A 22,865-nucleotide genomic window follows, 5' to 3' on the forward strand; every position below is an offset into this window, starting at 1 on the left:
TTGAAATATTGTTGCGCAATGTTAAGTGCATCGGGACAGTTTATGCCGACTGGCACGGAATGGGGGGATTCAGGTGAAGATCGGGGCTTTGACAGAGGTATTCCCGGGCGAGAATCGGGTTGCCATGACACCGGATTCGGCGACCCAGCTTGCCAAACTTGGACATTCCTCCTGCATCCAGTCGGGCGCGGGGGTGAAGGCGGGGTTCTCGGACGCGGCCTATGCGGCGGCGGGGGTCGAGGTGCTGCCGGATGCGGCTTCGGTGATCGCGGCCTCGGATGTGGTGGTCAAGGTGCGGGGGCCGGATGCGGCCGAACTGGCGACGCTGCAGGACGGGCAGACGCTGATCTCGTTCTTCTGGCCGGCGCAGAACGGCGAACTGCTGGAAGCCGCGGCGAAGAAGAACCTGACCGTGGTGGCGATGGACATGGTGCCGCGGATTTCCCGCGCGCAGAAGATGGATGCGCTGTCGTCGATGGCCAACATCGCGGGCTATCGCGCGGTGATCGAGGCCGGGAACAACTTTGGCCGCTTCTTCACCGGCCAGGTGACGGCGGCGGGCAAGGTGCCGCCGGCCAAGGTGCTGATCGTAGGCGCGGGCGTGGCCGGTCTGGCCGCAATCGGGACCTCGACCAGCCTTGGCGCGATCACCCTGGCCTTCGACGTGCGCCCCGAGGTGGCCGAGCAGATCGAGTCGATGGGTGCGGAGTTCGTTTACCTCGACTTCGCCGAGAGCCAGACCGATGGTGCCGCGACGGGTGGCTATGCGGCGCCCTCGAGCCCCGAGTTCCGCGAGGCGCAGCTGAAGAAGTTCCGCGAGCTGGCGCCGGAGATGGACATCGTCATCACCACCGCCCTGATCCCGGGCCGGCCGGCGCCGAAGCTCTGGACCGAGGACATGGTGCGGATGATGAAGCCGGGCAGCGTCATCGTCGACCTTGCGGCCGAGCGCGGCGGCAACTGCGACCTGACGGTGCCGGACGAGAAGATCGTCACCGACAACGGCGTGACCATCGTCGGCTACACCGACTTTCCCAGCCGGATGGCGGCGCAGGCTTCGACGCTCTATTCGACCAACATCCGCCACATGCTGACGGACCTCACGCCGAAGAAGGACGGTGTCATCCTGCACAACATGGAGGATGACGTGATCCGCGGCGCGACCGTGGCGCATGTCGGCGCAGTGACCTGGCCGCCGCCGCCGCCGAAGGTCGCCGCGATCGCGGTGCAGAAGCCGAAGGAGAAGCCGCGCGAGCTGACGCCCGAGGAACGCCGGGCGAGGGAAGTCGCGGAGTTCCGCGCCCAGACCCGCAACCAGGTCGGCCTGCTGGCGATCGGCGGCGGGCTGATGCTTCTGGCGGGGCTTTATACCCCGGCCAGCTTCATGAGCCATTTCATCGTCTTCGTGCTGGCGGTCTTCGTCGGCTTCCAGGTGATCTGGAACGTCTCGCACAGCCTGCACACGCCCTTGATGGCGGTGACGAACGCGATCTCCTCGATCATCATCCTGGGGGCGCTGATGCAGATCGGATCGGGGTCCTTCCTGGTGATCCTTCTCGCGGCGCTGTCGGTCTTCATGGCCGGGATCAACATCTTCGGCGGCTTCATGGTGACGCGCCGGATGCTCGCCATGTTCCAGAAGTCGTAAGGGGGCCGTCATGGAATTCGGATTTACCACGGCGGCCTACGTCGTTGCAGCGGTGCTGTTCATCCTGTCCCTGGGCGGGCTTTCGGGGCAGGAAAGCGCCAAGCGCGCGGTCTGGTACGGGATCGTCGGCATGGCGCTGGCGGTTCTGGCCACGCTCTACGGGCCGGGGATGGGCCTCTGGTGGCTGTCGGTCGTGCTGATCGCGGGCGGCGGCGTGCTGGGCTGGATCGTCGCGCAGCGGGTGCAGATGACCGAGATGCCGCAGCTGGTGGCGGCGATGCACAGCCTCGTCGGCCTTGCGGCGGTGTTCATCGGCTTCAACACCCATATCGAGCTGGTCGGCCTGTCCGATCTTCTGGCCATCGCGCATGACCCGGCCGCCGCGGCGGGGCTGAGCATGGAGAAGCTGGCCGAACTGAGCACCCAGGGCGCCGAACTGGGCGGCTTTGCGGCGCTGATCGCGCACAAGAGCCCGACCGAGATCACCATCCTGCGGGTCGAGACCTTCCTTGGCGTCTTCATCGGGGCGGTGACCTTCACCGGCTCGGTCATCGCCTTCGGCAAGCTCGCGGGCAAGGTCGACGGCAAGGCGAAGAAGCTGCCGGGCGGGCATCTGCTGAACGCGGGCGCGGCGCTGATCAGCATCGCGCTTCTGGTGATCTACCTGCAGTCGGGTAGCACGCTGGCGCTGATCGGGATGACGATCGCCGCCTTCTTCATCGGCTATCACCTGATCATGGGGATCGGCGGGGCGGACATGCCGGTCGTGGTCTCGATGCTGAACAGCTACTCGGGCTGGGCGGCGGCGGCGATCGGCTTCTCGCTGTCCAATGACCTGCTGATCGTGGTGGGCGCGCTGGTCGGCTCCTCGGGTGCGATCCTCAGCTACATCATGTGCAAGGCGATGAATCGGTCCTTCATCAGCGTGATCCTGGGCGGCTTCGGCGGCACGGCGGGGCCGGCGATGGAAGTGACGGGCGAGCAGATCGCCATCGACGCCGAGGGCGTGGCGGCGGCGCTGAACGATGCGGACAGCATCATCATCATTCCGGGCTACGGCATGGCGGTGGCGCAGGCGCAGCAGTCGGTGTCGGAGCTGACCCGGAAGCTGCGGGCCAAGGGCAAGAACGTCCGCTTCGCCATCCATCCGGTGGCGGGGCGTCTGCCGGGGCACATGAACGTGCTCCTGGCCGAGGCGAAGGTGCCCTATGACATCGTGCTGGAGATGGACGAGATCAACGAGGACTTCCCGGAGACCGACGTCGCCATCGTCATCGGCTCGAACGACATCGTGAACCCGGCGGCGCAGGAGGACCCGAACTCTCCCATCGCGGGGATGCCGGTGCTGGAGTGCTGGAAGGCGAAACAGGTGTTTGTCAGCAAGCGCGGGCAGGGGACGGGGTATTCGGGGATCGAGAATCCGCTCTTCTACAAGGAGAACACGCGGATGTTCTATGGCGACGCCAAGAAGTCGATCGACAGCCTGCTGCCGATGATCGAGTGAGACGATCCGTAGGGTGGGCAACATTGCCCACCCTGCCAAGCCCGCCCGGACGGATACGGCAGGCCGGGCCCCATGAGATCCGCCATGCCGATCCCTGACCATCCCCTGCGCTACGCCACCGTCAACGAGCTGCACGCGCGGCCCTTCCCCGCGCTCGACGTGCCCTCGACGGCGGTCTATGTCGCGATCAAGGAGCCGGTGCAGGCGCAGAACCGCGACCGGACGGCGGATCTGGCGCATCTGCTGGCGCTGCTCGACCGGCACGGCAGCCCGCATCCGCAGCCCGGCGCCACGCATTTCCAGGGGCCGGTCGGACGGGCGGCGCTGAAATGGGAGAGCCATACCGAGTTCGTCACCTATTCCGCCTTCACCAGGGGCGTCTCGGCCCGGCCCTTCGATCCGGCCGAGGCCGAGGTGCTGCCGGAGGACTGGCTGGAGGCGGCGCCGGGCAAGCGGCTGACCTCGGTCCTGATCCGGGTCGAGGCGATGCCGGCGGGCGAGACCGAGATGCTGGCGCGGCTGGACGAGTGGTTCGTGCCGGAAAGCCTTGCGGTGTCCCGCGTGGTGGACGGGGCGGCGGTGGTGGCGGGGGATTTCCGCATCGACCCGGCCGGGCACATCCGGTTCGCGGTCTTCGTCGCGCCGGGGACGGGGCCGCGCCGGGTGGGGCGGATCGTGCAACGTCTCTGCGAGATCGAGACCTACCGGGCGATGTCGATGCTGGGGCTGATGCGCTCCCGCGAGCTGTCCGCCCGCCTGAACGCGCTGGACCCGAAGCTTTCGGCGCTGGTCTCCGGCCTGGACGATGCCGGGCCCTCGCCCGAGCGGGCCTTGCATGACCTCCTGACGATCTCGGCCGAGCTGGAGAGCCTGGCGGTGCAGTTCTCGTTCCGCTTCGGGGCGACGGCGGCCTATGAGGCGATCGTCAACCAGCGGATCGAGGTCCTGCGCGAGGTGCGGATCCAGGGGCGGCAGACCTTCGGCGAGTTCATGATGCGGCGCTATGATCCGGCGATGCGCACGGTGAAATCGGCGGAAAGCCGGCTGCGGGCGATGGCGGAACGGGCGGAACGGGCGGCGGAGCTGCTGCGGACCCGGGTGGATGTGGAGAGGAGCGCGCAGAACCAGCGCCTGCTGGAGAGCATGGACCGGCGGGCCGACCTGGCGCTGCGGCTGCAGCACACGGTCGAGGGCCTGTCGGTGGTGGCGATCAGCTATTACGCGGTGAGCCTTGCCGCCTATCTGGCCGCACCCTTGGCCAAGGCGGCGGAGATCTCGAAGGAGGCGCTGACCGCCGCCCTGGTCCTGCCGGTGGTGGGGCTGGTCTGGCTGATGATCCGGCGCATCCGCACCCGGTTGCACTGATCGCGGCTTATCTCCCCCGGATCCGCGGGTCGAGCGCATCGCGCAAGCCGTCGCCGACATAGTTCACCGACAGCACCGTCAGCGAGATCGCGAGGCCCGGCCAGACCATCTGCATCGGATAGGTCTGGTTGTAATAGGCCGAGTTCAGCATCGAGCCCCAGGTCGAGAAGTCGGACTGGAAGCCCTGGCCGAGGAAGGAGACCACCGACTCGGTGATGATCGCGTTCGCGACGCCCAGCGCGCCGGCGACCATCACAGGGGCCAGCACGTTGGGCAGGATGTGGCGGGTGATGATCCGGCGCGCGGGCGTGCCGATCGAGCGGGCGGCCAGCACGAATTCGCGTTCCTTCACCGCAAGAACCTGGCCGCGCACGATGCGGGCGACATGCATCCAGCTGGTCAGGCCGATGGCGATGATCAGGATGAAGAAGGTGCCGAGGTTCGGGCCGAAGAGCTCGCGCAGGTAGGGGCCGTAGAGGAAGGTGAGGACCAGGATCAGCGGCAGGAGCGGCAGCGACAGGAAGAGGTCGGTCAGCCGCATCAGCGCCCCGTCGAGGCGGCGGAAATAGCCCGAGAGAAGGCCGATCAGCGTGCCGAGGAACACCGCCACCGACATGGCGACGAAACCCACCGCCATCGAGACCTTCCCGCCCAGCATGAGCCGGGCCATGATGTCGCGGCCGACCTGATCGGTGCCCAGTGGATTGTCCCAGGAGGGCGGCAGGTTGCGGGACTTGAACATCTGGGCCGTGTTCGGGTTCACCTTGATCGGCTCGGCCGTCCAGACCAGCGGGCCGAGGAGCACGAAGACGAGGAGGATCCCCAGCACCCAGAGCCCGACCATGGCGCCCCGGTGCATGCGGAACTGGTCCCAGACATCGCGCCAGAGGCTGCGGGGCGCGTCTTCCCGGTCGGGGGCGGAGGTCGCGGCGGTGGCGTCAGTCATAGCGGATCCGGGGGTCGAGGATGCCGTAGAGGATGTCGGCAACCAGGTTGAAGAGCACGATCAGGATCGCGGTGATGAAGGCGATGGTCTGCACCACCGGCAGGTCGTTGACATGGATCGCCCCGATCAGCGCGGCGCCGATGCCGTTGATCTTGAACACCTGCTCGGTCACGATCGCCCCGGCGAAGATCGCGGGCATCCCGAGGGTGATGACGGTGATCACCGGGATCAGCGAATTGCGCAGCACATGTTTCAGGACCACGGTCCGCTCGCTCATCCCCTTGGCGCGGGCGGTGCGGGCATAGTCCTGGCTGAGGTTTTCCAGCATCGAGGACCGGGTGTAGCGGCTGAGTTCGGCCGCGTTGAAGAGCGCGAGCACCGCGACGGGCAGGAACATCTGCGTCACCTGCTGCTTGAAGCTTGCCCAGTCCACCACCCGAAGCGAGGTGTTGTAGATCGAGGGGAACCAGCCCAGCCAGGAGGTGAAGACGATGATCGCCAGAAGCCCGGTGAAGAAGGTCGGGACCGAATAGCCCACCATCGAGACGAAGGTGCCGATCTGGTCGAACCAGGAATATTGCCGGTAGGCGGAATAGATGCCGATCGGCAGGGCGATCAGGATGGCGATCACATAGGCCGAGCCGATCACGATCAGCGTCTGCGGCAGGCGCTCGGCGATGTAGTCGATCACCGGGACCTTGGAGGAATAGGAGATGATGCGCGGCGCGTTGTCGGCGAAATCGGTGCCGAAGGCGGCGTCGATGGCGTAAAGCGGCTCGGTCCAGAAGAACTGTTTCAGCCAGAGCAGATAGCGGATGTGGACGGGCTCGTTGATGCCCATGGCCTCGATCATCTTTGCCTTCACCTCGGCCGGGACGGTCAGCGGGATCTCGGACGCGGGACTGCCCGGCGCGAGATCGACCAGGAGGAAGATCACGAGGCTGATGAGGAGAAGCGTCGGGATCGCGACCAGCAATCGCCGGAGCGTGTAGGTCAGCATGGGCGGGCCTGCGGGAAAGGAGGGAAGGGGTGCCCGCATGGCCGCGGGCACCCCGGGGATCAGAGGCTTACTTGATGCGGAACCAGTCCTGGGCGTTCCACAGCTCGGTGTCCCAGGTGTTCAGCACCACGCCGCCCAGCGTGTTCGAGGCCGCCGAGAGCCGGCCGCGGTCCACCAGCGGGACGACGACATAGCTGTCCTTGGTCAGCATCTCGTTCAGGCGGATCGCGATCTCGGCGCGCCTGGCCATGTCCGAGGTCTTGGACAGCTCCTCCACCAGCGCGTCATAGGCCGGGTCGCAGAAGCGGTTGACGTTCTCGCCCTGCCACTGGTTTTCCGGGCCGGGGATCTTGTCGCAGAGATATTGCGCCAGATAGGGCTCTGGATCGGTGCCGTCGAAGTTGTTCGCATACATCTCGACATCGGCATAGAACTTCTGGAAGGTGTCGGGCGAGCCCGCGTCACCGCCGAAGAACACCGAGGAATCGACCTGCTTCAGTTCGACCTCGACGCCGATCTCGTTCCAGAACGACTTGATGATCGCCTGGAAGTCCTGGCGGACCGGGTTGACCGAGGTCTGGTAGAGCAGTTTCAGCTTCACGCCATCCTTGTCGCGCACGCCGTCGCCGTCGCTGTCGACCCAGCCGGACTGTTCCAGCAGGGCCTTGGCGCCCTCGACGTCCTGCTTGATGCAGTCGGTGTTCGGGCTGGCGAACATCTCGGGCGCGGGGACCAGGTTGCAGGTCGCGCGGCCGGCGGCGCCATAACCCACATCGACCAGCACCTGGCGGTCGATCGCCATCGACAGCGCCTTGCGGACATTCAGGTCCGAGAGGATCGGGTGCGGATGCTTGGTGGTCGACCGCTCGCCCTCCGGCAGGGCCGGGTCGGGGTTGGTCATGTTCATCTCGATCCGCTCGACGAGCGTGCCGAAACCGTTCAGCAGCACGCCCTTGCCGGCCGCCGCCATCTGCGCCTGCATTTCCGGGTTGATCTGGGTGTTCCAGGCATAGTCGAACTCGCCGGTTTCCAGCACGGCGCGGGCCGCGGCCTGCGCGTCGCCGCCGCCCTTGACCGTCATCGTGGCGAAGGCGGGCTTGGCCGGGTCGCGGTAGTTCGGGTTGGCTTCCAGCTCGACCACGTCATTGACCTTGAAGTCCTTGACGACGAAGGGGCCGGTGCCGATCGGCTTGAAGTTCTGCTCCGAGCAGGTCGAGGCCGCGGCGCCGAGGCAGTTGGCGAATTGCGCCGCCTGCAGGATCGGCGAGGTGCCGCCGACGAAGGCCTGGTAGGGGTTCGGCTTCGGGCCCGAGAACTTGACCACGATGGTCAGCTCGTCCGGGGTCTCGACCGCGGTGATCCCCTCGTAGCGCGCGGCCTGGGCGCAGCCGCCCTCGGGGTGGGTGCAGTATTCCCAGGTGAACTTGGCGTCGGCCGAGGTGACGGGCGTGCCATCCGACCACAGCAGACCCGGCTTCAGTTTCCAGGTGATCTGGGTCAGGTCCTCGGTGATGCCGCCGTTCTCGACGGTGGGGATGGTCTCGACCAGGCGGGGGATGACCACGCCCTTCTCGTCGAAGCCCGCGAGCCCTTCGAGGACCAGCGAGCCGGTTTCCACGTCCTTGGTGCCCGAGGAGAGGTAGGGGTTCAGGATGGACGGCGCTTGCCAGTAGAGCACGTTGACATGCCCGTCGGCGCCGCGTTCGGCAAAGGCGGCGGGGGCCAGGCCCGCGACCGCGACAGCGCCCAGGAGGGCGGTTCTCAGTTTCATTGCGTCACTCCTTGTTGGTTGTGCTCGGGAACCTCGGACGCGCCGGTTCGGCCGGCGGCGGTGTTGTCGAAGAGATGGCAGGCGACGAAGCGGCCGGGCTCGACCTCCTGCAAAGGGGGCTTCTCGACCCGGCAGCGGCCGAAGACCCTGGGGCAACGGGTGCAGAAGTTGCAGCCGACCGGCGGATTGGCGGGCGAGGGCACGTCGCCCTTGAGGATGATCCGCCTGCGGGTTGCGGCTCGCACCGGGTCGGGCTCGTTCACGGCGGAGAGCAGCGCCTCGGCGTAAGGATGCAGCGGGCGGGCGTAGAGCGCGTCGCGGGGGGAAAGCTCGGCGATGCGGCCCAGATACATGACCGCCACCCGGTCGGCGATATGGCGGACCATCGACAGGTCGTGGCTGATGAAGAGATAGGTCAGCCCCAGCTTTTCCTGCAGATCCTCCAGCAGGTTCACCACCTGCGCCTGGATCGAGACGTCCAGCGCCGCGATCGGTTCGTCGCAGACGATGAAGCGCGGGTTCAGGGCCAGCGCCCGGGCAATGCCGATGCGCTGCCGCTGCCCGCCCGAGAATTCGTGCGGATAGCGGTTGGCGAAGCGGCGGTTCAGGCCCACGGCGTCCATGAGCTCGTAGACCCGCTCCAGCTTCTTCGCCTTCGGCCAGGCGGTGTGTTCGTCCAGCGGCTCGCCGATGATGCGGGCCAGGGTCATGCGGGGGTTCAGGCTGGCCTGCGGGTCCTGGAAGACCATCTGCATCGTCGGCCGCTTCTTGCGCAGCGCCTCGGGCGAGAGGCTGGCCACGTCGTCGCCGTCGATCACCACCCGGCCGGCGGTCGGCTCGTAGAGCCGCAGCATGGCGCGGCCGACGGTGGACTTGCCGCAGCCGGATTCGCCGACGAGGCCCAGCGTCTCGCCCGGAAGGATCGAGAAGCTGACCCCGTCCACCGCCTTCACGTCGCCGGTATGGCGGCGGAAGACCCCGGTATGGATCGGGAAATGCATCTTGAGGTCGGTGACCTCGACCAGCGGGCGGGGAGGGGCGTCAAGCATGGATCACCTCCGCCACGGGGGCAGGGGCGGTCCAGTGGCAGGCGACGTCGTGGCCCTGGCCCACGGGGCGGCCATCGACGGCGCGGCGCAGGGGGTTCTCGCGGTCGCAGCGGTCGTGGCGATAGTCGCAGCGGGCGCGGAACGGGCAGGCAGCCGGCGGGGCCATGAGGATCGGCGGCTGGCCCTGGATCACCTTCAGCCGGCCCTCGCGCGGGCCGCTGATGGCCGGGATCGTCCGCAGCAGTGCGCGGGTATAGGGATGCTGCGGATTGGCGAAAAGCTCGCGTACCGGGGCCTGTTCGACGACCTGCCCGCCATACATCACCAGCACCCGGTCGGCGATGCCCGCGATCACGCCGAGGTCATGGGTGATCCAGATGATCGCCATGCCGAGCTTGTGGCGCAGCTCCTTCACCAGCTCCAGGATCTGGGCCTGGATCGTCACGTCCAGCGCCGTGGTCGGCTCGTCGGCGATCAGCACGTCGGGGTCGCAGGCCAGTGCGATGGCGATCATCACCCGCTGCCGCATCCCGCCCGAGAACTGGTGCGGATAGGCCTTGAGCCTGCGCCGCGCGTCCGGAATTCCCACGAGTTCCAGAAGCTCCACCGCGCGGTTCGCGGCCGCCGTCCTGTCCATCCCCATGTGCTTGCGCAGGGGTTCCATCAGCTGGTCGCCCAGGGTGAAGACCGGGTTGAGGCTGGTCATCGGGTCCTGGAAGACGAAGCCGACCCTGGCGCCGCGCACCTCCTGCAGGGCGCGCGTGTCCAGCTTCAGAAGGTCGCGCCCGCCCAGAAGGACCTCGCCCCCCCGGTTCTCGGCCGGGGGCGCGGGCAGCAGGCCGATCAGCGACATCATCGTCACCGACTTGCCCGAGCCGCTTTCGCCCACCACGCCCAGCACCTCGCCCCGGTTCAGGTGGAAGCTGACGTCGTTCACGGCATGGACTTCGCCGCCGCGGGTGCGGAAGATGGTCCGAAGGCCCTTGACCTCAAGCACAGGCGCAGCCCGTTCGGCCATTCAGTACCCCCTGCGTCTTTTCTTAGTTATTGTTATCTTTGTATCTTTTGGCAGGAAACAATCGTTGTTGCTCCCTGAAGTGCAACTGTTTCCGATTTTCCAGAGTCTATCAATCCTGTTTCGATGAGCGATTCCACCGTCTCGCTTCGGTGAAATGCAGCAGTGGCGCTACAATCTGCCAGATATTGACAGCTTCTTCGCCGCCAGAGAGGCTGGCCACAACATATTGGGTCATGCTTCGGAGGTTAGAAATGCAGCAACTGACGGCGCGTCAGGTCCTTGACCGGCTGGTCAGCTATCCGACGGTGAGTCGAGGCTCGAACCTGGCGCTGGTCGACTGGCTGGAAGACTACCTGACGGGGCAGGGGGTTCGCTGCTTCCGGCACTGGAACGAGGACCGGCAGAAGGCTGCGCTGATCGCCCATGCCGGCCCCTGGGAGGAGGGGGCGGTGGTCCTCTCCGGCCATTCCGACGTGGTGCCGGTGGACGGGCAGGCCTGGACCTCGGACCCCTGGACGGTGACGGAACGCGACGGGCGGCTTTACGGGCGCGGGACCTGCGACATGAAGGGTTTCGTCGCGCTGGCGGTCTGGGCGCTGGTCGAGGCGCAGGCGCGGGGGGTGCGGCGGCCGTTGCAGCTCGCGCTGTCCTATGACGAGGAGATCGGCTGCACCGGCGCGCCGCCGATGATCCGCACCATGCAGGAGGTGGTGCCGAAGGGCAGCGCCGCGATCATCGGCGAGCCCAGCCGGATGGGTGTGATCACCGGGCACAAGGGCGGCACCGGCTATCATGTGCATGTGAAGGGGTTCGAGGTGCATTCCTCGCTGCTGCCCTATGGCGTCTCGGCGATCATGGAGGGGGCGCGGCTGATCGACTGGCTGAACGACACCAATGCCGGGATCCGGGCGAAGCCGCCGACCGGGATAGCCGCGCGCTTCGACCCGCCCTTCACCACGCTGCATGTCGGGATGATCGAGGGCGGCACCGCGCACAATATCACCGCCGCCGATTGCCGCTTCGCGGTCGAGATGCGGGTGGTTCCCGGCGAGTCGATCCCGGACTGGGAGGCGCGCTTCGTCTCGGCCGCGCGCGGGATCGAGGCGGAGATGCAGGCGGTGCGGCCCGAGGCGGCGATCCATCTGGACCGTTTCTTCGGCGTCCCCGGCCTGCAGCCCGAAGCCGGGGGCGAGGCCGAGGCGCTGGCCCGCCGCCTGACCGGCGACAACCGGACGGGCGTGGTGAGCTACGGCACCGAGGCCGGGCAGTTCCAGGAGGCCGGCTATTCCGCCGCGATCTGCGGGCCGGGCGACATCGCCCAGGCACACCAGCCGGACGAATACCTGGAGGTCTCGGAGTTCCGGGCCGGGGAGCGGTTCATGGAGCGCCTGCTGGAGGCGCTGGGGTGACCTGCCGTCGGCACCCCGCCCCGGCCCGAGCCTGTGAGCGGCGCCGGAAATCGAACGACTTCCGGGCCGATTTCCGTTCGGAAATCGCTGTCGCGCAGCTTGTCGCGTTCCCCCTTGCCGAAGCGGCGGCAAAGGCCCAGGCTTCACCAAAAGGAGACAGCCATGCCGCCCAGGAACCGCTTTGCCGAACTTCTGCCGGAGATCACCGCCTGGCGCCGTGATTTCCACGAGAATCCCGAGCTGCTGTTCGAGGTCCACCGCACCGCCGGCAAGGTGGCCGGGCTTTGCCGCGGCTTCGGCTGCGACGAGGTGGTGGAAGGCATCGGCCGCACCGGCGTGGTCGCCGTGATCAAGGGCAAGACCGATACGAAAGGCCGGGTCATCGGCCTGCGCGCCGACATGGATGCGCTGCCGATCCGGGAGCAGACCGGAGTGCCCTATGCCTCGAAGAGCCCCGGCAGGATGCATGCCTGCGGCCACGACGGCCATACGGCGATGCTTCTGGGGGCGGCGAAATACCTGGCCGAGACGCGGAATTTCGACGGCACCGTGGTCTGCATCTTCCAGCCGGCCGAGGAGGGCGGCGGCGGCGGGCGCGAGATGGTGCAGGACGGTCTCATCAGCCGCTGGAAGATCGACGAGGTCTACGGGATGCACAACATGCCGGGCATCCCGGTCGGCCATTTCGCGATCCGTCCCGGCGCGATGATGGCGGCGGCGGACCAGTTCGAGATCACGGTGACCGGCAAGGGCGGCCATGCCGCCAAGCCGCATGACTGCATCGACAGCACCCTCGTTGCGGCCCATATCGTGGTGGCGATCCAGACCATCGCCAGCCGCAACGTGGACCCGTTGAAGCAGGTGGTGGTCTCGGTCTGCACCGTCGAGACCGACAGTCCGGCGCATAACGTGATCCCGCAGGTGGTGAAGATGAAGGGCACCGTCCGCACCCTGGATGCGAAGGTGCAGGACTTCGTGCAGGCGCGCCTGTCGCAGGTGGTCGAGGGCACGGCGCTGGCGCTTGGCGCAAGTGCCGAGGTCGTCTACCAGCGCGGCTATCCGGTGACGGTCAACGCGGCCGAGAACACCGGCTTCGCCGCCGAGGTCGCGCGCGCGGTCTCGGGCCAGGTCGATACCGAGACGCCGCCGCTGATGGGGGCCGAGGATTTCAGCTACATGCTGAACGAAAGGCCCGGCGCCTATATCTTCCTCGGCAATGGCGATACCGCGATGGTGCATCATCCGGCCTACAATTTCGACGACAACGCCATCCCCTTCGGCGCGAGCTGGTACGCCGGCATGGCCGAGGCGCGGATGCCTGCCGGCTGAGCCCGTGGAGCAGTCCGGCCAGCCCGCGCCCGACGATGCCCGCCCGGCGCGGGTGGAGCTTCTGGTGGTCGAACTGATCAACCGGCTGCTCGATGCCGACATGCGCACCGCCGATGCCCGGATCGACGAGGTCCTGGCGCGGCTGGGAACCGCCTGCGGGCTGCGCCGGAGCTTCCTTTTGCGGTTGCGGCCGGACGGGTCCTGGTACGGCAGCCATGAATGGGCGGCCGCAGGCGTGCCGGCGTTGCGGCCGCAGATGCGGGCGGCGGCGCAGCGGCATCCGCTCTGGCATGCCGAGTTCCATGCCGGCCGGCCGGTCGCGGTGCCCCGCAGGGAGGAGGTGCCCGAAGGCAGCGGCGAACGCGCCTTCCTGGAGCGGATCGGGGCCCGGTCGGCGCTGATGGTGCCGCTGATGGACGGCCCCCGGCTTCTGGGGATCCTCGGCTACGACAGCCGGGACGCGGGCCGGCCCTGGGACGAGGAGGAGCTTTTCCTCCTGGCCTCGGTCGGCCGCGCGGTGGCCAGCCTCTTGTCGCGCGCCGAGGCGGCGGCCGGAGCCGGGATCCGCGACCATCTGGAGGCGACGTTGCGGGCCTTGCCCGACCTCGTGGTCGAAATCTGCCCGGAAGGCAGGATCCTGGCCTGCCGCAACGACAGGCTGCCCTGGCTGTCGGGCCTCGTCCGCGCCGGGATCGGCCGTCCTCTCCGCGAGGTGCTGCCGCATCCGCTGGCCGCGGCCCTGTGCGAACTGCTGGCGACCCCGGCGCGGGCGGCGCGGCGACGGGTGGGGGTCGCCTCGCCCGTCGCGCCGCATTGGTACGACGTCTCGGTCGCGCCGCTGCCGGTGGAGGCCGACGGGGCGAAGCCCGGCGTGGTGGCGGTGATCCGGGACCTTTCGGCAGACCAGGTCCAGAGCGAGATGGCCGCATACCGCGAGGGGCAGTTCGCCGCCTTCTTCGAGATGTGCCCGCAGCCGATCCTGCTGAACGACTACGACACCGGCCAGATCCTGGACGCGAACGGGGCCTTCAAGACCACCTTCGGGCTGGATCCGCAGGCCGCGCCCGAGCTGCGGGTGCGCGACCTGCTGCCCGCGGATATCGAGCCTTTCATCGGGCAGGCGATCGCCGAGCTGAAGGCGAAGGGCAGCTACGGCCCGCTCGAGGCCTCGTTGCGCCGGGCGGATGGCAGCCGCTTCCCGGCCGTCCTGCGCGGCTTTCTCAGCGTCGATCCGAACGGGCGCCGCTTGGTCTGGGCGCTGATCGAGGATGTGACGGCCCTGCGCGCGCAAGGGGCGGCCCTTCTGGCCGAACGCGAGACGCTGCAGGCCACGCGCCGCCGCTTCCTCTCGGCGATCGAGGCGCTGGACGACGGATTTGCGATCTTCGACGCCGATGACCGGCTGGTCCTGTGGAATTCTCCCTACGAGCGGGTGTTCGAGGGCATCGCCGACCTGATCCGGGTGGGCGCGCTGTATGACGACCTTCTGCGCGCGGCGATCGAGCGGGGCGTCTTCGGCGCACGGGGCGAGCGCGACGAGGCGGCGCTGCAGCGCAGGCTGGACCGGCCGCTGACCGAGGTCTGGGACGGCGAGGACCAGCTGGGCGACGGACGGATCATCTGGGTGCGCGAACGCTCGACCCCCGAGGCCGAGACGGTGGGGCTTTACGAGGATGTCACCGCCCGCAGGCTGGCCGACCGGCGGCTGCAGCAGGTGATGGAGGGCGGCGAGGTCGCCGTCTGGGACTGGGACGACCTGCGCGGGCTCAGTGCGATGAACGACCGCTGGCGCAGCATGCTTGGCCTGGAAGACGCGGCCATCGACGCCGCCGATCTCATGCGGCTGGTCCACCGCAGCGACCGGGCCGCCGTGGAGGAGGCGCGGCGCGCGATCCTTCAGGACGGCAGCGACCAGTTCGACCTGGTGTGCCGGCTGCGCCACTCCAGCGGGCGCTGGCTGTGGTTCCTGGCGCGGGGCAGGGTGCTGGCCCGGCGCGCCGACGGCAGCCCGCGCCGGATCTCGGGGGTCACGCTGGACATCAGCGCCCGGACCGAGGCGGAACGCAAGCTGTCGCGGCTGATCGACGGCGCGCGGGTCGGCACCTGGGAGCATGACGTTCGCGACGGTCGCACCGTGGTCGACGAACGCTGGGCCGAGCTTCTGGGCTATCGCGCGGCCGAGCTGAATCCGATCCCGCGCGACCGCTGGCTGGCGATGATCCACCCGGACGACGCGGCCGACATGCTGCTGCGCGAGGCGCAGTCGTTCTCGGCCGGGGTCTGGCGCATCCAGCACGAGATGCGCCTGCGCCACCGCGACGGCCATTGGGTCTGGATCCTGACGCGCGGCCAGGTGATCGACTGGGACTGGGCGGGGCGGCCGCTGGAGATCACCGGGGTGCATATCGACATTTCGGACGCCAAGCGGCTGGAGGCCGAGCTGGCGCGCGAGCGCGACACGCTGGCGCGGCTGATGGAGACCTCGGTCTCGGGGATCATCGCGGTGGATCCGGCCGGGAAGGTGGTCTTCGTCAATGGCGCGGCGGCCTCGGTGCTGGGCCGGCCGATCGCACCGGGCGACGATCTGACGGCGCTGATGTGCCAGGCGCGGATCGCCACGCAGGAGGGAACCCCCATCCCGCCCGCGGACCTGCCCTTCGTCAAGGCGCTGGCGGGGACCGTCGGCCTGCATGACATGCGTCACTCGATCCTCTGGCCCTGCGGCACGAGGCGCATCGTCTCGGTCAATGCGGCGCGGCTTTCGGCGCCGGGGACCGAACTGGCGGTGGTCTGCTCGATCACCGACATCACCGCAGCCGTCGAGGCCGAGGAGCGCCTGCGTGCGGCGATGACCGCGGCCGAGGCTGCCAACCGCGCCAAGTCGGATTTCCTGGCCGCGATGAGCCACGAGATCCGCACCCCCCTGAACGGCGTCCTCGGCATGGCGCATGTGCTGGACCGGCGGCTTTCCGACCCCGAGGATCGCGCCATGCTGCAGGTGATCCGCGAATCGGGCGAGCATCTTCTGGGCGTGATCAACGACATCCTGGACCTGGCCAAGATCGAGGCCGGCCGCCTGACGCTGGTGCCGCGGCCGATGCAGTTCTGCCAGGTGGTGGCGCGGATCGTGACGCTGCATGCGCTGAAGGCCGGCGACAAGGGGGTGAAGATCTCCACCTCCTGCACCGGCGAGGCCGAGGGAGAACTGCGTTTCGGCGACGAGCAGCGCATCATCCAGATCCTGCACAACCTGCTGGGCAATGCGGTGAAGTTCACCGATTCGGGCGAGATCGTGCTGGCGGTCGATGCCTCCTCGGCCGAGCGGCTGGTGATCGAGGTGCGCGACACCGGGATCGGCATGGCCGAGGAAGAGCTTGCCGCCGTCCTGGAGGAGTTCACCCAAGGCCGGGGCGGCCGCTCGCCCCGGCACGGCGGCACGGGGCTGGGCCTTTCCATCGTGCGCCGGCTGGCGCGGCTGATGCAGGGCGATATCACCCTGCATTCGCGTCCCGGCCAGGGCCTGACGGCGCGGGTGGACCTCGCGATGCCGGTCGTGCCCGGCGGGCGGAACTCGGCCCCGCCGATCGAGGTGCCGCCGGTTCCCGCGCTGCGGGTGCTCGCGGCCGAGGACAATGCGACGAACCGGATCATCCTGCAAAGCATGCTGCGGTCGCTGGGCGTCACGGCCGAGATCGTGGCCTCGGGCGAGGAGATGCTGGAGCGATGGCCGGACGGCGGGCATGACGTGCTCCTCCTCGACATCGCCATGCCCGGCCGGAGCGGGCTGGAAACGCTGCGACTGTTGCAGGAGAAGGCGCAGGCCAGAGGCGTGGACCTGCCGCCCGCGGTGGCCGTGACGGCCAATGTGATGACCCACCAGATCGAGGCCTACCTCGCCCAGGGCTTCGCGGCCTGCGTCGCAAAGCCGATCGCGCTGGACCAGCTGGCGCTGGCGCTGATCCACTGCCGGGCGGACGCGACGGCCTAGCCGTCGAAACGGGTCGCGCCGCGTCGCTTTTCATCCACCGGGCGGGTCAGGATCACCGCCTGATAGGCGCGCTGGTCGCAGTTCGCGCGCGGGCAGATCCGGCAGTTGATCCCGATCGGCACCATGCGCGCGCCCGCGACCGAGAAGGCCTCGGCATAGCCGATCTCGGCCGCATGGGCGATGGTGCAGCCCATGGCCACGGCCAGGCGGTTGTCCTGGGCGTGGCGGATCCAGGTCGGGCGGTCTACCGTGCGCGAAAAGACGAAATACTGGGTATTGTCAGGCATTTCAACGAATTGCGGGACGATCTTCCCAGGGGTCCGGAAGCTGGTGTGCACGTCCAGCCGTGGGCAGGCGCCGCCGAACTCGGCCAGGTGGAAATCGGTCGCGTTGAACCGCTTGGTGACGTTGCCGCCCTTGTCGATCCGCAGGAAGAAGAAGGGCACGCCCTGCGCCCCCTCGCGTTGCAGGGTAGTTGCACGGTGGCAGGCCTGCTCGAAGCTGACGCCGAAGCGGGTGGCGATGTGGTCGAGGTCGTATTTCGTCGCCCGCGCCTCGGCCAGGAAGGCGGCATAGGGCATCAGCACGGCGGCGGCGAAATAGTTCGCCAGCTCGACCCGCAGCCGCGCCACCCCGCGCGGATCGGCGATGCCCGAGCGGCCGACCAGCAGGTCCAGAAGCTCGCGCTGTTCGAGAAGGCCGCACATGTGGACCAGCTGGAAGGTGCGGTTGGTGTGGTCCAGCGCCTCGGACAGCAGGATCTCGCGCCGGGCCTCGTCGTACTGGCGCAGCGTGCCGGGCAGGTCCTCGACCCGTGCCAGCCTGACCGAGATGCCAAGCCCCTCGCGCAGGCGATGCTTCAGCGAGGTGTAGATCTCGTCGCGCTCGACCGGGGCGGGCCAGAAACGTTCGGCGGCCTCCTCCAACTCGCGGAAATGGTTGCGGTGGCGGCGGAAGACGGTGTGGACGGCGGCCTCGGGGCTGGCGGCGATGGTGCCGCCGTCGCCCTCGTTCCGGGCGAGAAGCTGGTCGTTCGCTGCCTGCCAGGACCGATGGAGACGCAGGAAGGCCGCCGCGAGATCGGGCGCATGGACCAGCGCCGCGCGCAGTTGCGGCAGGTCGGGGCGGGTGTCGAAGATCGGGTCCAGAAGGGCCGCGCGCAGGTCGGCAAGCTGGCTGGCGCCGTCCTCGTCCATGATCTCGCGCCAGTCGACGCCATAGGATTCGAAGAGGCGCAGCAGAACCTGGACCGAGACCGATCTTTCGTTGTTTTCCAGCAGGTTGACGTATGAGGCGCTGATCCCCAGCTTGCGCGCCATGCCGCCCTGGGTCTCACCGCGCTCCAGCCGCAAGCGGCGGAGATGGGGGCCGATGAAGGTTTTCCGCATACCGTCGCACACATCCCGCTTTTGTATGATTTACAATATTACAAAATTGTCAGGTTGTAAATTCTCGCGTTCACAGCGAAACCCGCTTTGACTTTCAAGAACTTCGCCAAGGTGACAGCTTTCCTTCAACCGAGGGAGGACGCTATGCGCACAGGTATCAACACGCTTTTCATTCCAGGCCCGACCAATGTGCCCGAGGTCGTGCGGCGCGCGATGAACGTGCCGATGGAGGACCAGCGCGGGCCGGAATTCGGCGCCTTCGTCCTGGGGATCCTGGCCGATCTGAAGAAGGTCTACCAGACCGAGACCGGGCGCGTGATCCTGTATCCGGGCTCCGGCACCGGCGCCTGGGAGGCGGCGATCACCAACACGCTGAACCCCGGCGACAAGGTGCTGATGGCGCGGCACGGGCATTTCTCGACCCTCTGGGCCGAGATGGCCACCAAGCTGGGGCTGGATGTGGAGCTGGTCGACCTCGCCTGGGGCGCCGCGACCCCGGTGAACGAGTTCGCCCGCCGCCTGGCCGCCGACCGTCAGGGCAAGATCAAGGCGGTTTTCGTCACCCATAACGAGACCGCGACCGGCGTGACCAGCGATGTGGCCGCGGTGCGCAAGGTGCTGGACGACAGCTTCCATGACGCGCTGCTCTTCGTCGACGGCGTGTCCTCGATCGGCTCGGTCGAGTTCAAGATGGATGCCTGGGGCGTCGACCTTGCGGTGACCGGCAGCCAGAAGGGGCTGATGTGCCCGGCGGGATTCGGCGTGCTGGCGGTGTCGCAGAAGGCGCTGGCGGCCTCGGCCCAGGCGACCTCGAAGCGGGCGTTCTTCGACCTGAAGGACTATGACATGCTCGCCGACACCGGCTATTTCCCCTACACCCCTCCGGCGCAACTTCTGCACGGGATGCGCGCGGCGCTGGACCGGATCCTGGCCGAGGGGCTGGAGAACGTCTTTGCCCGCCATGCGCGCCTGGCCGAGGGCATCCGCCGCGGCGTCGCGGCCTGGGGGCTGGAAACCTGCGCCGAGCATCAATCGATCGCCTCGAACACCGTCACCGCGATCCGCGTGCCGGAAGGCGTGGACGCGCGCGACGTGATCCGCATCGGCTTCGAACGCTACAACACCTCGTTCGGCTCGGGCCTGGCGCGGCTGGGGGGCAAGGTCTTCCGCATCGGCCACCTCGGCGACCTGAACGAGGCGATGTGCCTGACCGCGCTCTCGGTCGCCGAGATGGCGCTGGCCGAGGCGGGCGCGGCGGTGGAGTTCGGATCGGGCGTCGCGGCGGCGCAGGCCTGGTACGCACAAGGGCGAGCGGTTCGCACGAACCGGATCGCGGCAGAATAAAAGGGAAGGAAATCAACAAAATGAGCCACACTCTTCACCCGCTGCGCCGGCAGCGGCTTCAAAGGTCCGAACTTGCGGTTCCCTCGTCGAACCCGACGATGATCGAAAAGGCCGCCGAGAGCGCCGCCGATTACGTCTTCCTGGATCTGGAGGATGCGGTCGCGCCCCCGGAAAAGGAACAGGCCCGCAAGAACTGCATCCAGGCGCTGAACGACATCGACTGGGCGGCCAAGGGCAAGACGGTCAGCGTGCGGATCAACGGCCTCGACACGCATTACATGTACCGCGACGTGGTCGATGTGATGGAGCAGGCGGGCGACAAGCTTCACACGATCCTGGTGCCCAAGGTGGGCGTGCCGGCCGATCTCTACATGGTCGAGGCGATGGTCAACCAGATCGAGATGGCCAGGGGCTACCGCTCGAAGGTGATGCTGGAGGCGCTGATCGAGACGGCGCTCGGCATGGCCAATGTCGAGGCGATCGCCCAGTCGGCGACGCTGCCCGGCAGCAGGCTCGAGGCGATGCACTTCGGGGTGGCGGATTTCGCGGCCTCGATGCGGGCGCGGACGGTGAACATCGGCGGGCTGAACCCGGATTATCCCGGCGACCAGTGGCACGCGGCCATCGCCCGGATGACGACGGCCTGCCGCGCCTACGGGCTCCGCGCCATCGACGGCCCGTTCGGCGATTTCTCGGACCCCGAGGGCTACAAGGCCGGCGCCCGCCGCGCCGCCGCCCTGGGCTGCGAGGGGAAATGGGCGATCCATCCCAGCCAGGTCGACCTCGCGAACGAGGTCTTCAGCCCGACCGAGGCCGAGGTGACCAAGGCGCGCCGGATCATCGCCGAACTGAAGGCCGCCGAGGCGGCTGGCAAGGGCGCCGCAAGCCTGGACGGCAAGATGATCGACGCCGCCAGCGAGCGGATGGCGAAGAACGTCCTGGTGATCGCCGAGGCCATCGCCGCTGAATAGCGTGGTGGGCAATTTGCCCACCCCACAAAGGCTTACGGGAGAAAGCTCATGGACATTCACGAATATCAGGCCAAGGAAATCCTTGCCAGCTTCGGCGTGCCGGTTCCGCGCGGCGGGCTGGCCTACAGCCCCGAACAGGCGGGCTACCGCGCCCGCGAGCTGGGCGGCAATGCCTGGGTGGTCAAGGCGCAGGTCCACTCCGGCGGCCGGGGCGCTGCGGGCGGGGTCAAGCTGTGCCGCGACGAGCATGAGGTGGCGAGCTTCGCCTCCAGCCTGTTCGGCCGGCAACTCGTCACCAAGCAGACCGATGCCAACGGCAAGGGCGTCTACCGGCTGTGGATCGAGGCCGCCTCGGACATTGCGCAGGAGATCTACCTGGGCTTCGTCCTGGACCGGAAGTCCGAGCGCATCATGATCGTCGCCTCGGCCCAGGGCGGGATGGAGATCGAGGATCTGGCCGAGACCGATCCCGAAAGCCTGCGCCGGATGACGATCGACCCGGCCGTCGGCCTGACCGAGTTCCAGGCCCGCGAGCTTGCCTTCCAGCTGGGCCTGAAGGGCGGGCAGATCGCGCAGATGGTCTCGATCCTGCGGGCCTGTTACCGCGCCTATCGCGACCTCGACGCAGTCATGGTCGAGATCAACCCGCTGGTCATCACCGGCTCGGGCGACCTGGTGGCGCTGGATGCAAAAATGTCCTTCGACACCAATGCCTTGTTCCGCCGTCCTCAGGTGGCCGAACTGCGCGACCGCAGCCAGGAAGACCCGCGTGAATCGACTGCTGGCGACCATGGCCTGTCCTATGTCGGCCTGACCGGCGACATCGGCTGCATCATCAACGGCGCCGGCCTGGCCATGGCGACGATGGACATGATCAAGCTTGCGGGCGGCGAGCCGGCGAACTTCCTGGACATCGGCGGCGGCGCCTCGCCCGAGCGCGTGGTCAAGGCCTTCCAGACCGTTCTGGCCGACCGCAACGTGGGCGTGGTCCTGGTCAACATCTTCGCCGGCATCAACCGCTGCGACTGGGTGGCCGAGGGCGTGGTCACCGCCTATCGCCAGCTTGGCCTGACGATCCCGGTCGTCGTGCGCCTTGCCGGCACCAATGTCGAGGAAGGGCGGCGGATCATTGACCAGTCCGGCCTGCCGCTGATCTCGGCCGACACCCTTGCCGAGGCGGCCGCCGCGGCCGTCGCGTCCCGCCCCCGCCAAGCCGCCTGAAGGAGGAAACCATGGCCATTCTCATCACCGAAAAGACCAAGGTCATCGTCCAGGGCATGACCGGCCGCATCGGCGCCTTCCACACCGCCGACATGATCAAGCACGGCACCAATGTCGTGGGCGGCGTGACGCCGGGGCGCGGCGGCGACAGCCACATGGACCGGCCGCTCTTCAACACCGTCCGCGAAGCCGTCGAGGCGACCGGCGCCGAGGCGAGCCTGGTCTTCGTCCCGCCGCCCTTCGCGGCCGATGCGATCATGGAGGCGGCCGACGCCGGAATCCGCACCGCGGTCTGCGTCACCGACGGCATCCCGAGCCAGGACATGATGCGGGTCAAGCGCTTCCTGCGCCGCTATCCCGAGATGCGGAAGATGCGGCTGATCGGCCCGAACTGCGCCGGCGTCATCTCGCCTGGCAAGGGCTTCATGGGGATCATGCCGCCGCATATCTACATGCCGGGCCGGGTCGGGATCGTCGGACGCTCGGGCACGCTGGGATACGAGGCGGCGAGCCAGCTGAAATCGCTGGGGATCGGCGTCTCGACCAGCGTCGGCATCGGCGGCGATCCGATCAACGGCTCCAGCTTCAAGGACATCCTGCATCTCTTTGAAAACGATCCGGAAACCGATGCCGTGATGATGATCGGCGAGATCGGTGGCCCGCAAGAGGCCGAGGCCGCAGCCTATGCGCAGGAGTACATGAAGAAGCCGGTCGTCGCCTATATCGCCGGTCTTTCGGCGCCGAAGGGGCGCAAGATGGGCCATGCGGGCGCGATCATCTCGGCCTTCGGGGAATCGGCGCAGGAGAAGGTCGACATCCTCACCGCCGCCGGGATCACCGTCGCCCCGAACCCCAGCGCCATGGGCGAGACGATGGCGCGCGTGCTTTCCGTGCAGAAGGCCGCGTAAGGAACG

The 22,865-nt window shown here is 68.0% G+C and carries 16 protein-coding genes; 10 read left to right on the plus strand and 6 right to left on the minus strand.

Features of this window, described 5'->3' with window-relative positions; genetic code table 11:
- The first annotated feature begins 73 nt into the window (after nucleotides 1-73).
- From I7S92_RS00505 to I7S92_RS00515, 3 genes are all read left to right on the plus strand, one after another.
- Nucleotides 74-1,648 carry a Re/Si-specific NAD(P)(+) transhydrogenase subunit alpha gene (locus tag I7S92_RS00505; RefSeq protein WP_197641514.1) on the plus strand — a complete coding sequence of 525 codons (1,575 nt, stop codon included), beginning with the start codon at nucleotides 74-76 and terminating at the stop codon, nucleotides 1,646-1,648.
- A 10-nt stretch (nucleotides 1,649-1,658) separates the two neighbouring features.
- Nucleotides 1,659-3,152, plus strand: a complete 1,494-nt coding sequence (locus tag I7S92_RS00510) for an NAD(P)(+) transhydrogenase (Re/Si-specific) subunit beta (RefSeq protein WP_197641515.1) — start codon at nucleotides 1,659-1,661, stop codon at nucleotides 3,150-3,152.
- Nucleotides 3,153-3,236: 84 nt separating this feature from the next.
- Nucleotides 3,237-4,517 carry a DUF3422 family protein gene (locus I7S92_RS00515; RefSeq protein WP_197641516.1) on the plus strand — a complete coding sequence of 427 codons (1,281 nt, stop codon included), beginning with the start codon at nucleotides 3,237-3,239 and terminating at the stop codon, nucleotides 4,515-4,517.
- 7 nt (nucleotides 4,518-4,524) lie between these two features.
- Here I7S92_RS00515 and I7S92_RS00520 read toward each other — a convergent pair whose 3' ends face one another.
- The 5 genes from I7S92_RS00520 to I7S92_RS00540 form a co-directional block, all read right to left on the minus strand.
- The gene (locus I7S92_RS00520; protein ID WP_197641517.1) at nucleotides 4,525-5,463 is read right to left on the minus strand and encodes an ABC transporter permease; all 939 of its coding nucleotides are present in this window, start codon (nucleotides 5,461-5,463) and stop codon (nucleotides 4,525-4,527) included.
- Complete coding sequence (locus tag I7S92_RS00525) at nucleotides 5,456-6,463, minus strand: ABC transporter permease (RefSeq protein WP_197641518.1); 1,008 nt, start codon at nucleotides 6,461-6,463, stop codon at nucleotides 5,456-5,458. The genes I7S92_RS00520 and I7S92_RS00525 overlap by 8 nt, the downstream gene beginning before the upstream one ends.
- 67 nt (nucleotides 6,464-6,530) lie before the next feature.
- Nucleotides 6,531-8,234, minus strand: coding sequence for a peptide ABC transporter substrate-binding protein (locus I7S92_RS00530; protein ID WP_197641519.1), 1,704 nt, complete (start codon nucleotides 8,232-8,234; stop codon nucleotides 6,531-6,533).
- Nucleotides 8,231-9,283 (minus strand): ABC transporter ATP-binding protein, encoded by a 1,053-nt coding sequence (locus tag I7S92_RS00535; protein ID WP_197641520.1) that lies wholly within the window; start codon nucleotides 9,281-9,283, stop codon nucleotides 8,231-8,233. The genes I7S92_RS00530 and I7S92_RS00535 overlap by 4 nt, the downstream gene beginning before the upstream one ends.
- On the minus strand, nucleotides 9,276-10,301 hold the full coding sequence (locus I7S92_RS00540; RefSeq protein ID WP_197641521.1) for an ABC transporter ATP-binding protein: 1,026 nt from the start codon (nucleotides 10,299-10,301) through the stop codon (nucleotides 9,276-9,278). Before I7S92_RS00540 ends, I7S92_RS00535 begins: the two co-directional genes overlap by 8 nt.
- Before the next feature lie 251 nt (nucleotides 10,302-10,552).
- On the opposite strand from I7S92_RS00540, the gene argE reads away from it, so the two are divergent.
- From argE to I7S92_RS00555, 3 genes are all read left to right on the plus strand, one after another.
- Nucleotides 10,553-11,710, plus strand: a complete 1,158-nt coding sequence (gene argE, locus I7S92_RS00545; protein ID WP_197641522.1) for an acetylornithine deacetylase — start codon at nucleotides 10,553-10,555, stop codon at nucleotides 11,708-11,710.
- 162 nt (nucleotides 11,711-11,872) lie between these two features.
- The gene (locus tag I7S92_RS00550) at nucleotides 11,873-13,039 is read left to right on the plus strand and encodes a M20 aminoacylase family protein (RefSeq protein WP_197641523.1); all 1,167 of its coding nucleotides are present in this window, start codon (nucleotides 11,873-11,875) and stop codon (nucleotides 13,037-13,039) included.
- A gap of 4 nt (nucleotides 13,040-13,043) precedes the next feature.
- Nucleotides 13,044-17,027 carry a PAS domain S-box protein gene (locus tag I7S92_RS00555; protein WP_197641524.1) on the plus strand — a complete coding sequence of 1,328 codons (3,984 nt, stop codon included), beginning with the start codon at nucleotides 13,044-13,046 and terminating at the stop codon, nucleotides 17,025-17,027.
- On the opposite strand, the gene I7S92_RS00560 is transcribed toward I7S92_RS00555, so the two are convergent.
- A complete protein-coding gene (locus I7S92_RS00560; RefSeq protein WP_197641525.1) occupies nucleotides 17,024-18,415 on the minus strand; it encodes a helix-turn-helix domain-containing protein in 1,392 nt (463 codons plus the stop codon). The two genes, I7S92_RS00555 and I7S92_RS00560, sit on opposite strands and share 4 nt — an antisense overlap.
- A 144-nt stretch (nucleotides 18,416-18,559) precedes the next feature.
- Here I7S92_RS00560 and I7S92_RS00565 point away from each other — a divergent pair, with 144 nt between their 5' ends.
- From I7S92_RS00565 to sucD, 4 genes are read left to right on the plus strand one after another with little or no spacing between them, the layout of a single operon-like run.
- Nucleotides 18,560-19,759: a pyridoxal-phosphate-dependent aminotransferase family protein gene (locus I7S92_RS00565; protein ID WP_197641526.1), complete on the plus strand. Its 1,200-nt coding sequence runs from the start codon at nucleotides 18,560-18,562 to the stop codon at nucleotides 19,757-19,759.
- Nucleotides 19,760-19,779: 20 nt separating this feature from the next.
- On the plus strand, nucleotides 19,780-20,730 hold the full coding sequence (locus I7S92_RS00570) for an HpcH/HpaI aldolase/citrate lyase family protein (protein ID WP_197641527.1): 951 nt from the start codon (nucleotides 19,780-19,782) through the stop codon (nucleotides 20,728-20,730).
- Between the two features lie 48 nt (nucleotides 20,731-20,778).
- Nucleotides 20,779-21,951, plus strand: coding sequence for a malate--CoA ligase subunit beta (locus tag I7S92_RS00575; RefSeq protein ID WP_197641528.1), 1,173 nt, complete (start codon nucleotides 20,779-20,781; stop codon nucleotides 21,949-21,951).
- 11 nt (nucleotides 21,952-21,962) lie between these two features.
- Complete coding sequence (gene sucD, locus I7S92_RS00580; protein WP_197641529.1) at nucleotides 21,963-22,859, plus strand: succinate--CoA ligase subunit alpha; 897 nt, start codon at nucleotides 21,963-21,965, stop codon at nucleotides 22,857-22,859.
- Nucleotides 22,860-22,865 lie beyond the last annotated feature (6 nt).

Source organism: Tabrizicola soli (genome assembly GCF_015999335.1).
GTDB classification, from domain to species: Bacteria; Pseudomonadota; Alphaproteobacteria; order Rhodobacterales; family Rhodobacteraceae; genus Tabrizicola; species Tabrizicola soli.

What these genes read in the sequence shown, in the direction of transcription:
- I7S92_RS00510 (WP_197641515.1), top strand. Translation starts at nt 1,659, where the DNA reads ATGGAATTCGGATTTACCACGGCGGCCTACGTCGTTGCAGCGGTGCTG.
- I7S92_RS00515 (WP_197641516.1), top strand. Translation starts at nt 3,237, where the DNA reads ATGCCGATCCCTGACCATCCCCTGCGCTACGCCACCGTCAACGAGCTG.
- I7S92_RS00520 (WP_197641517.1), bottom strand. Translation starts at nt 5,463, where the DNA reads ATGACTGACGCCACCGCCGCGACCTCCGCCCCCGACCGGGAAGACGCG.
- I7S92_RS00525 (WP_197641518.1), bottom strand. Translation starts at nt 6,463, where the DNA reads ATGCTGACCTACACGCTCCGGCGATTGCTGGTCGCGATCCCGACGCTT.
- I7S92_RS00530 (WP_197641519.1), bottom strand. Translation starts at nt 8,234, where the DNA reads ATGAAACTGAGAACCGCCCTCCTGGGCGCTGTCGCGGTCGCGGGCCTG.
- I7S92_RS00535 (WP_197641520.1), bottom strand. Translation starts at nt 9,283, where the DNA reads ATGCTTGACGCCCCTCCCCGCCCGCTGGTCGAGGTCACCGACCTCAAG.
- I7S92_RS00540 (WP_197641521.1), bottom strand. Translation starts at nt 10,301, where the DNA reads ATGGCCGAACGGGCTGCGCCTGTGCTTGAGGTCAAGGGCCTTCGGACC.
- argE (WP_197641522.1), top strand. Translation starts at nt 10,553, where the DNA reads ATGCAGCAACTGACGGCGCGTCAGGTCCTTGACCGGCTGGTCAGCTAT.
- I7S92_RS00550 (WP_197641523.1), top strand. Translation starts at nt 11,873, where the DNA reads ATGCCGCCCAGGAACCGCTTTGCCGAACTTCTGCCGGAGATCACCGCC.
- I7S92_RS00560 (WP_197641525.1), bottom strand. Translation starts at nt 18,415, where the DNA reads ATGCGGAAAACCTTCATCGGCCCCCATCTCCGCCGCTTGCGGCTGGAG.
- I7S92_RS00565 (WP_197641526.1), top strand. Translation starts at nt 18,560, where the DNA reads ATGCGCACAGGTATCAACACGCTTTTCATTCCAGGCCCGACCAATGTG.
- I7S92_RS00570 (WP_197641527.1), top strand. Translation starts at nt 19,780, where the DNA reads ATGAGCCACACTCTTCACCCGCTGCGCCGGCAGCGGCTTCAAAGGTCC.
- I7S92_RS00575 (WP_197641528.1), top strand. Translation starts at nt 20,779, where the DNA reads ATGGACATTCACGAATATCAGGCCAAGGAAATCCTTGCCAGCTTCGGC.
- sucD (WP_197641529.1), top strand. Translation starts at nt 21,963, where the DNA reads ATGGCCATTCTCATCACCGAAAAGACCAAGGTCATCGTCCAGGGCATG.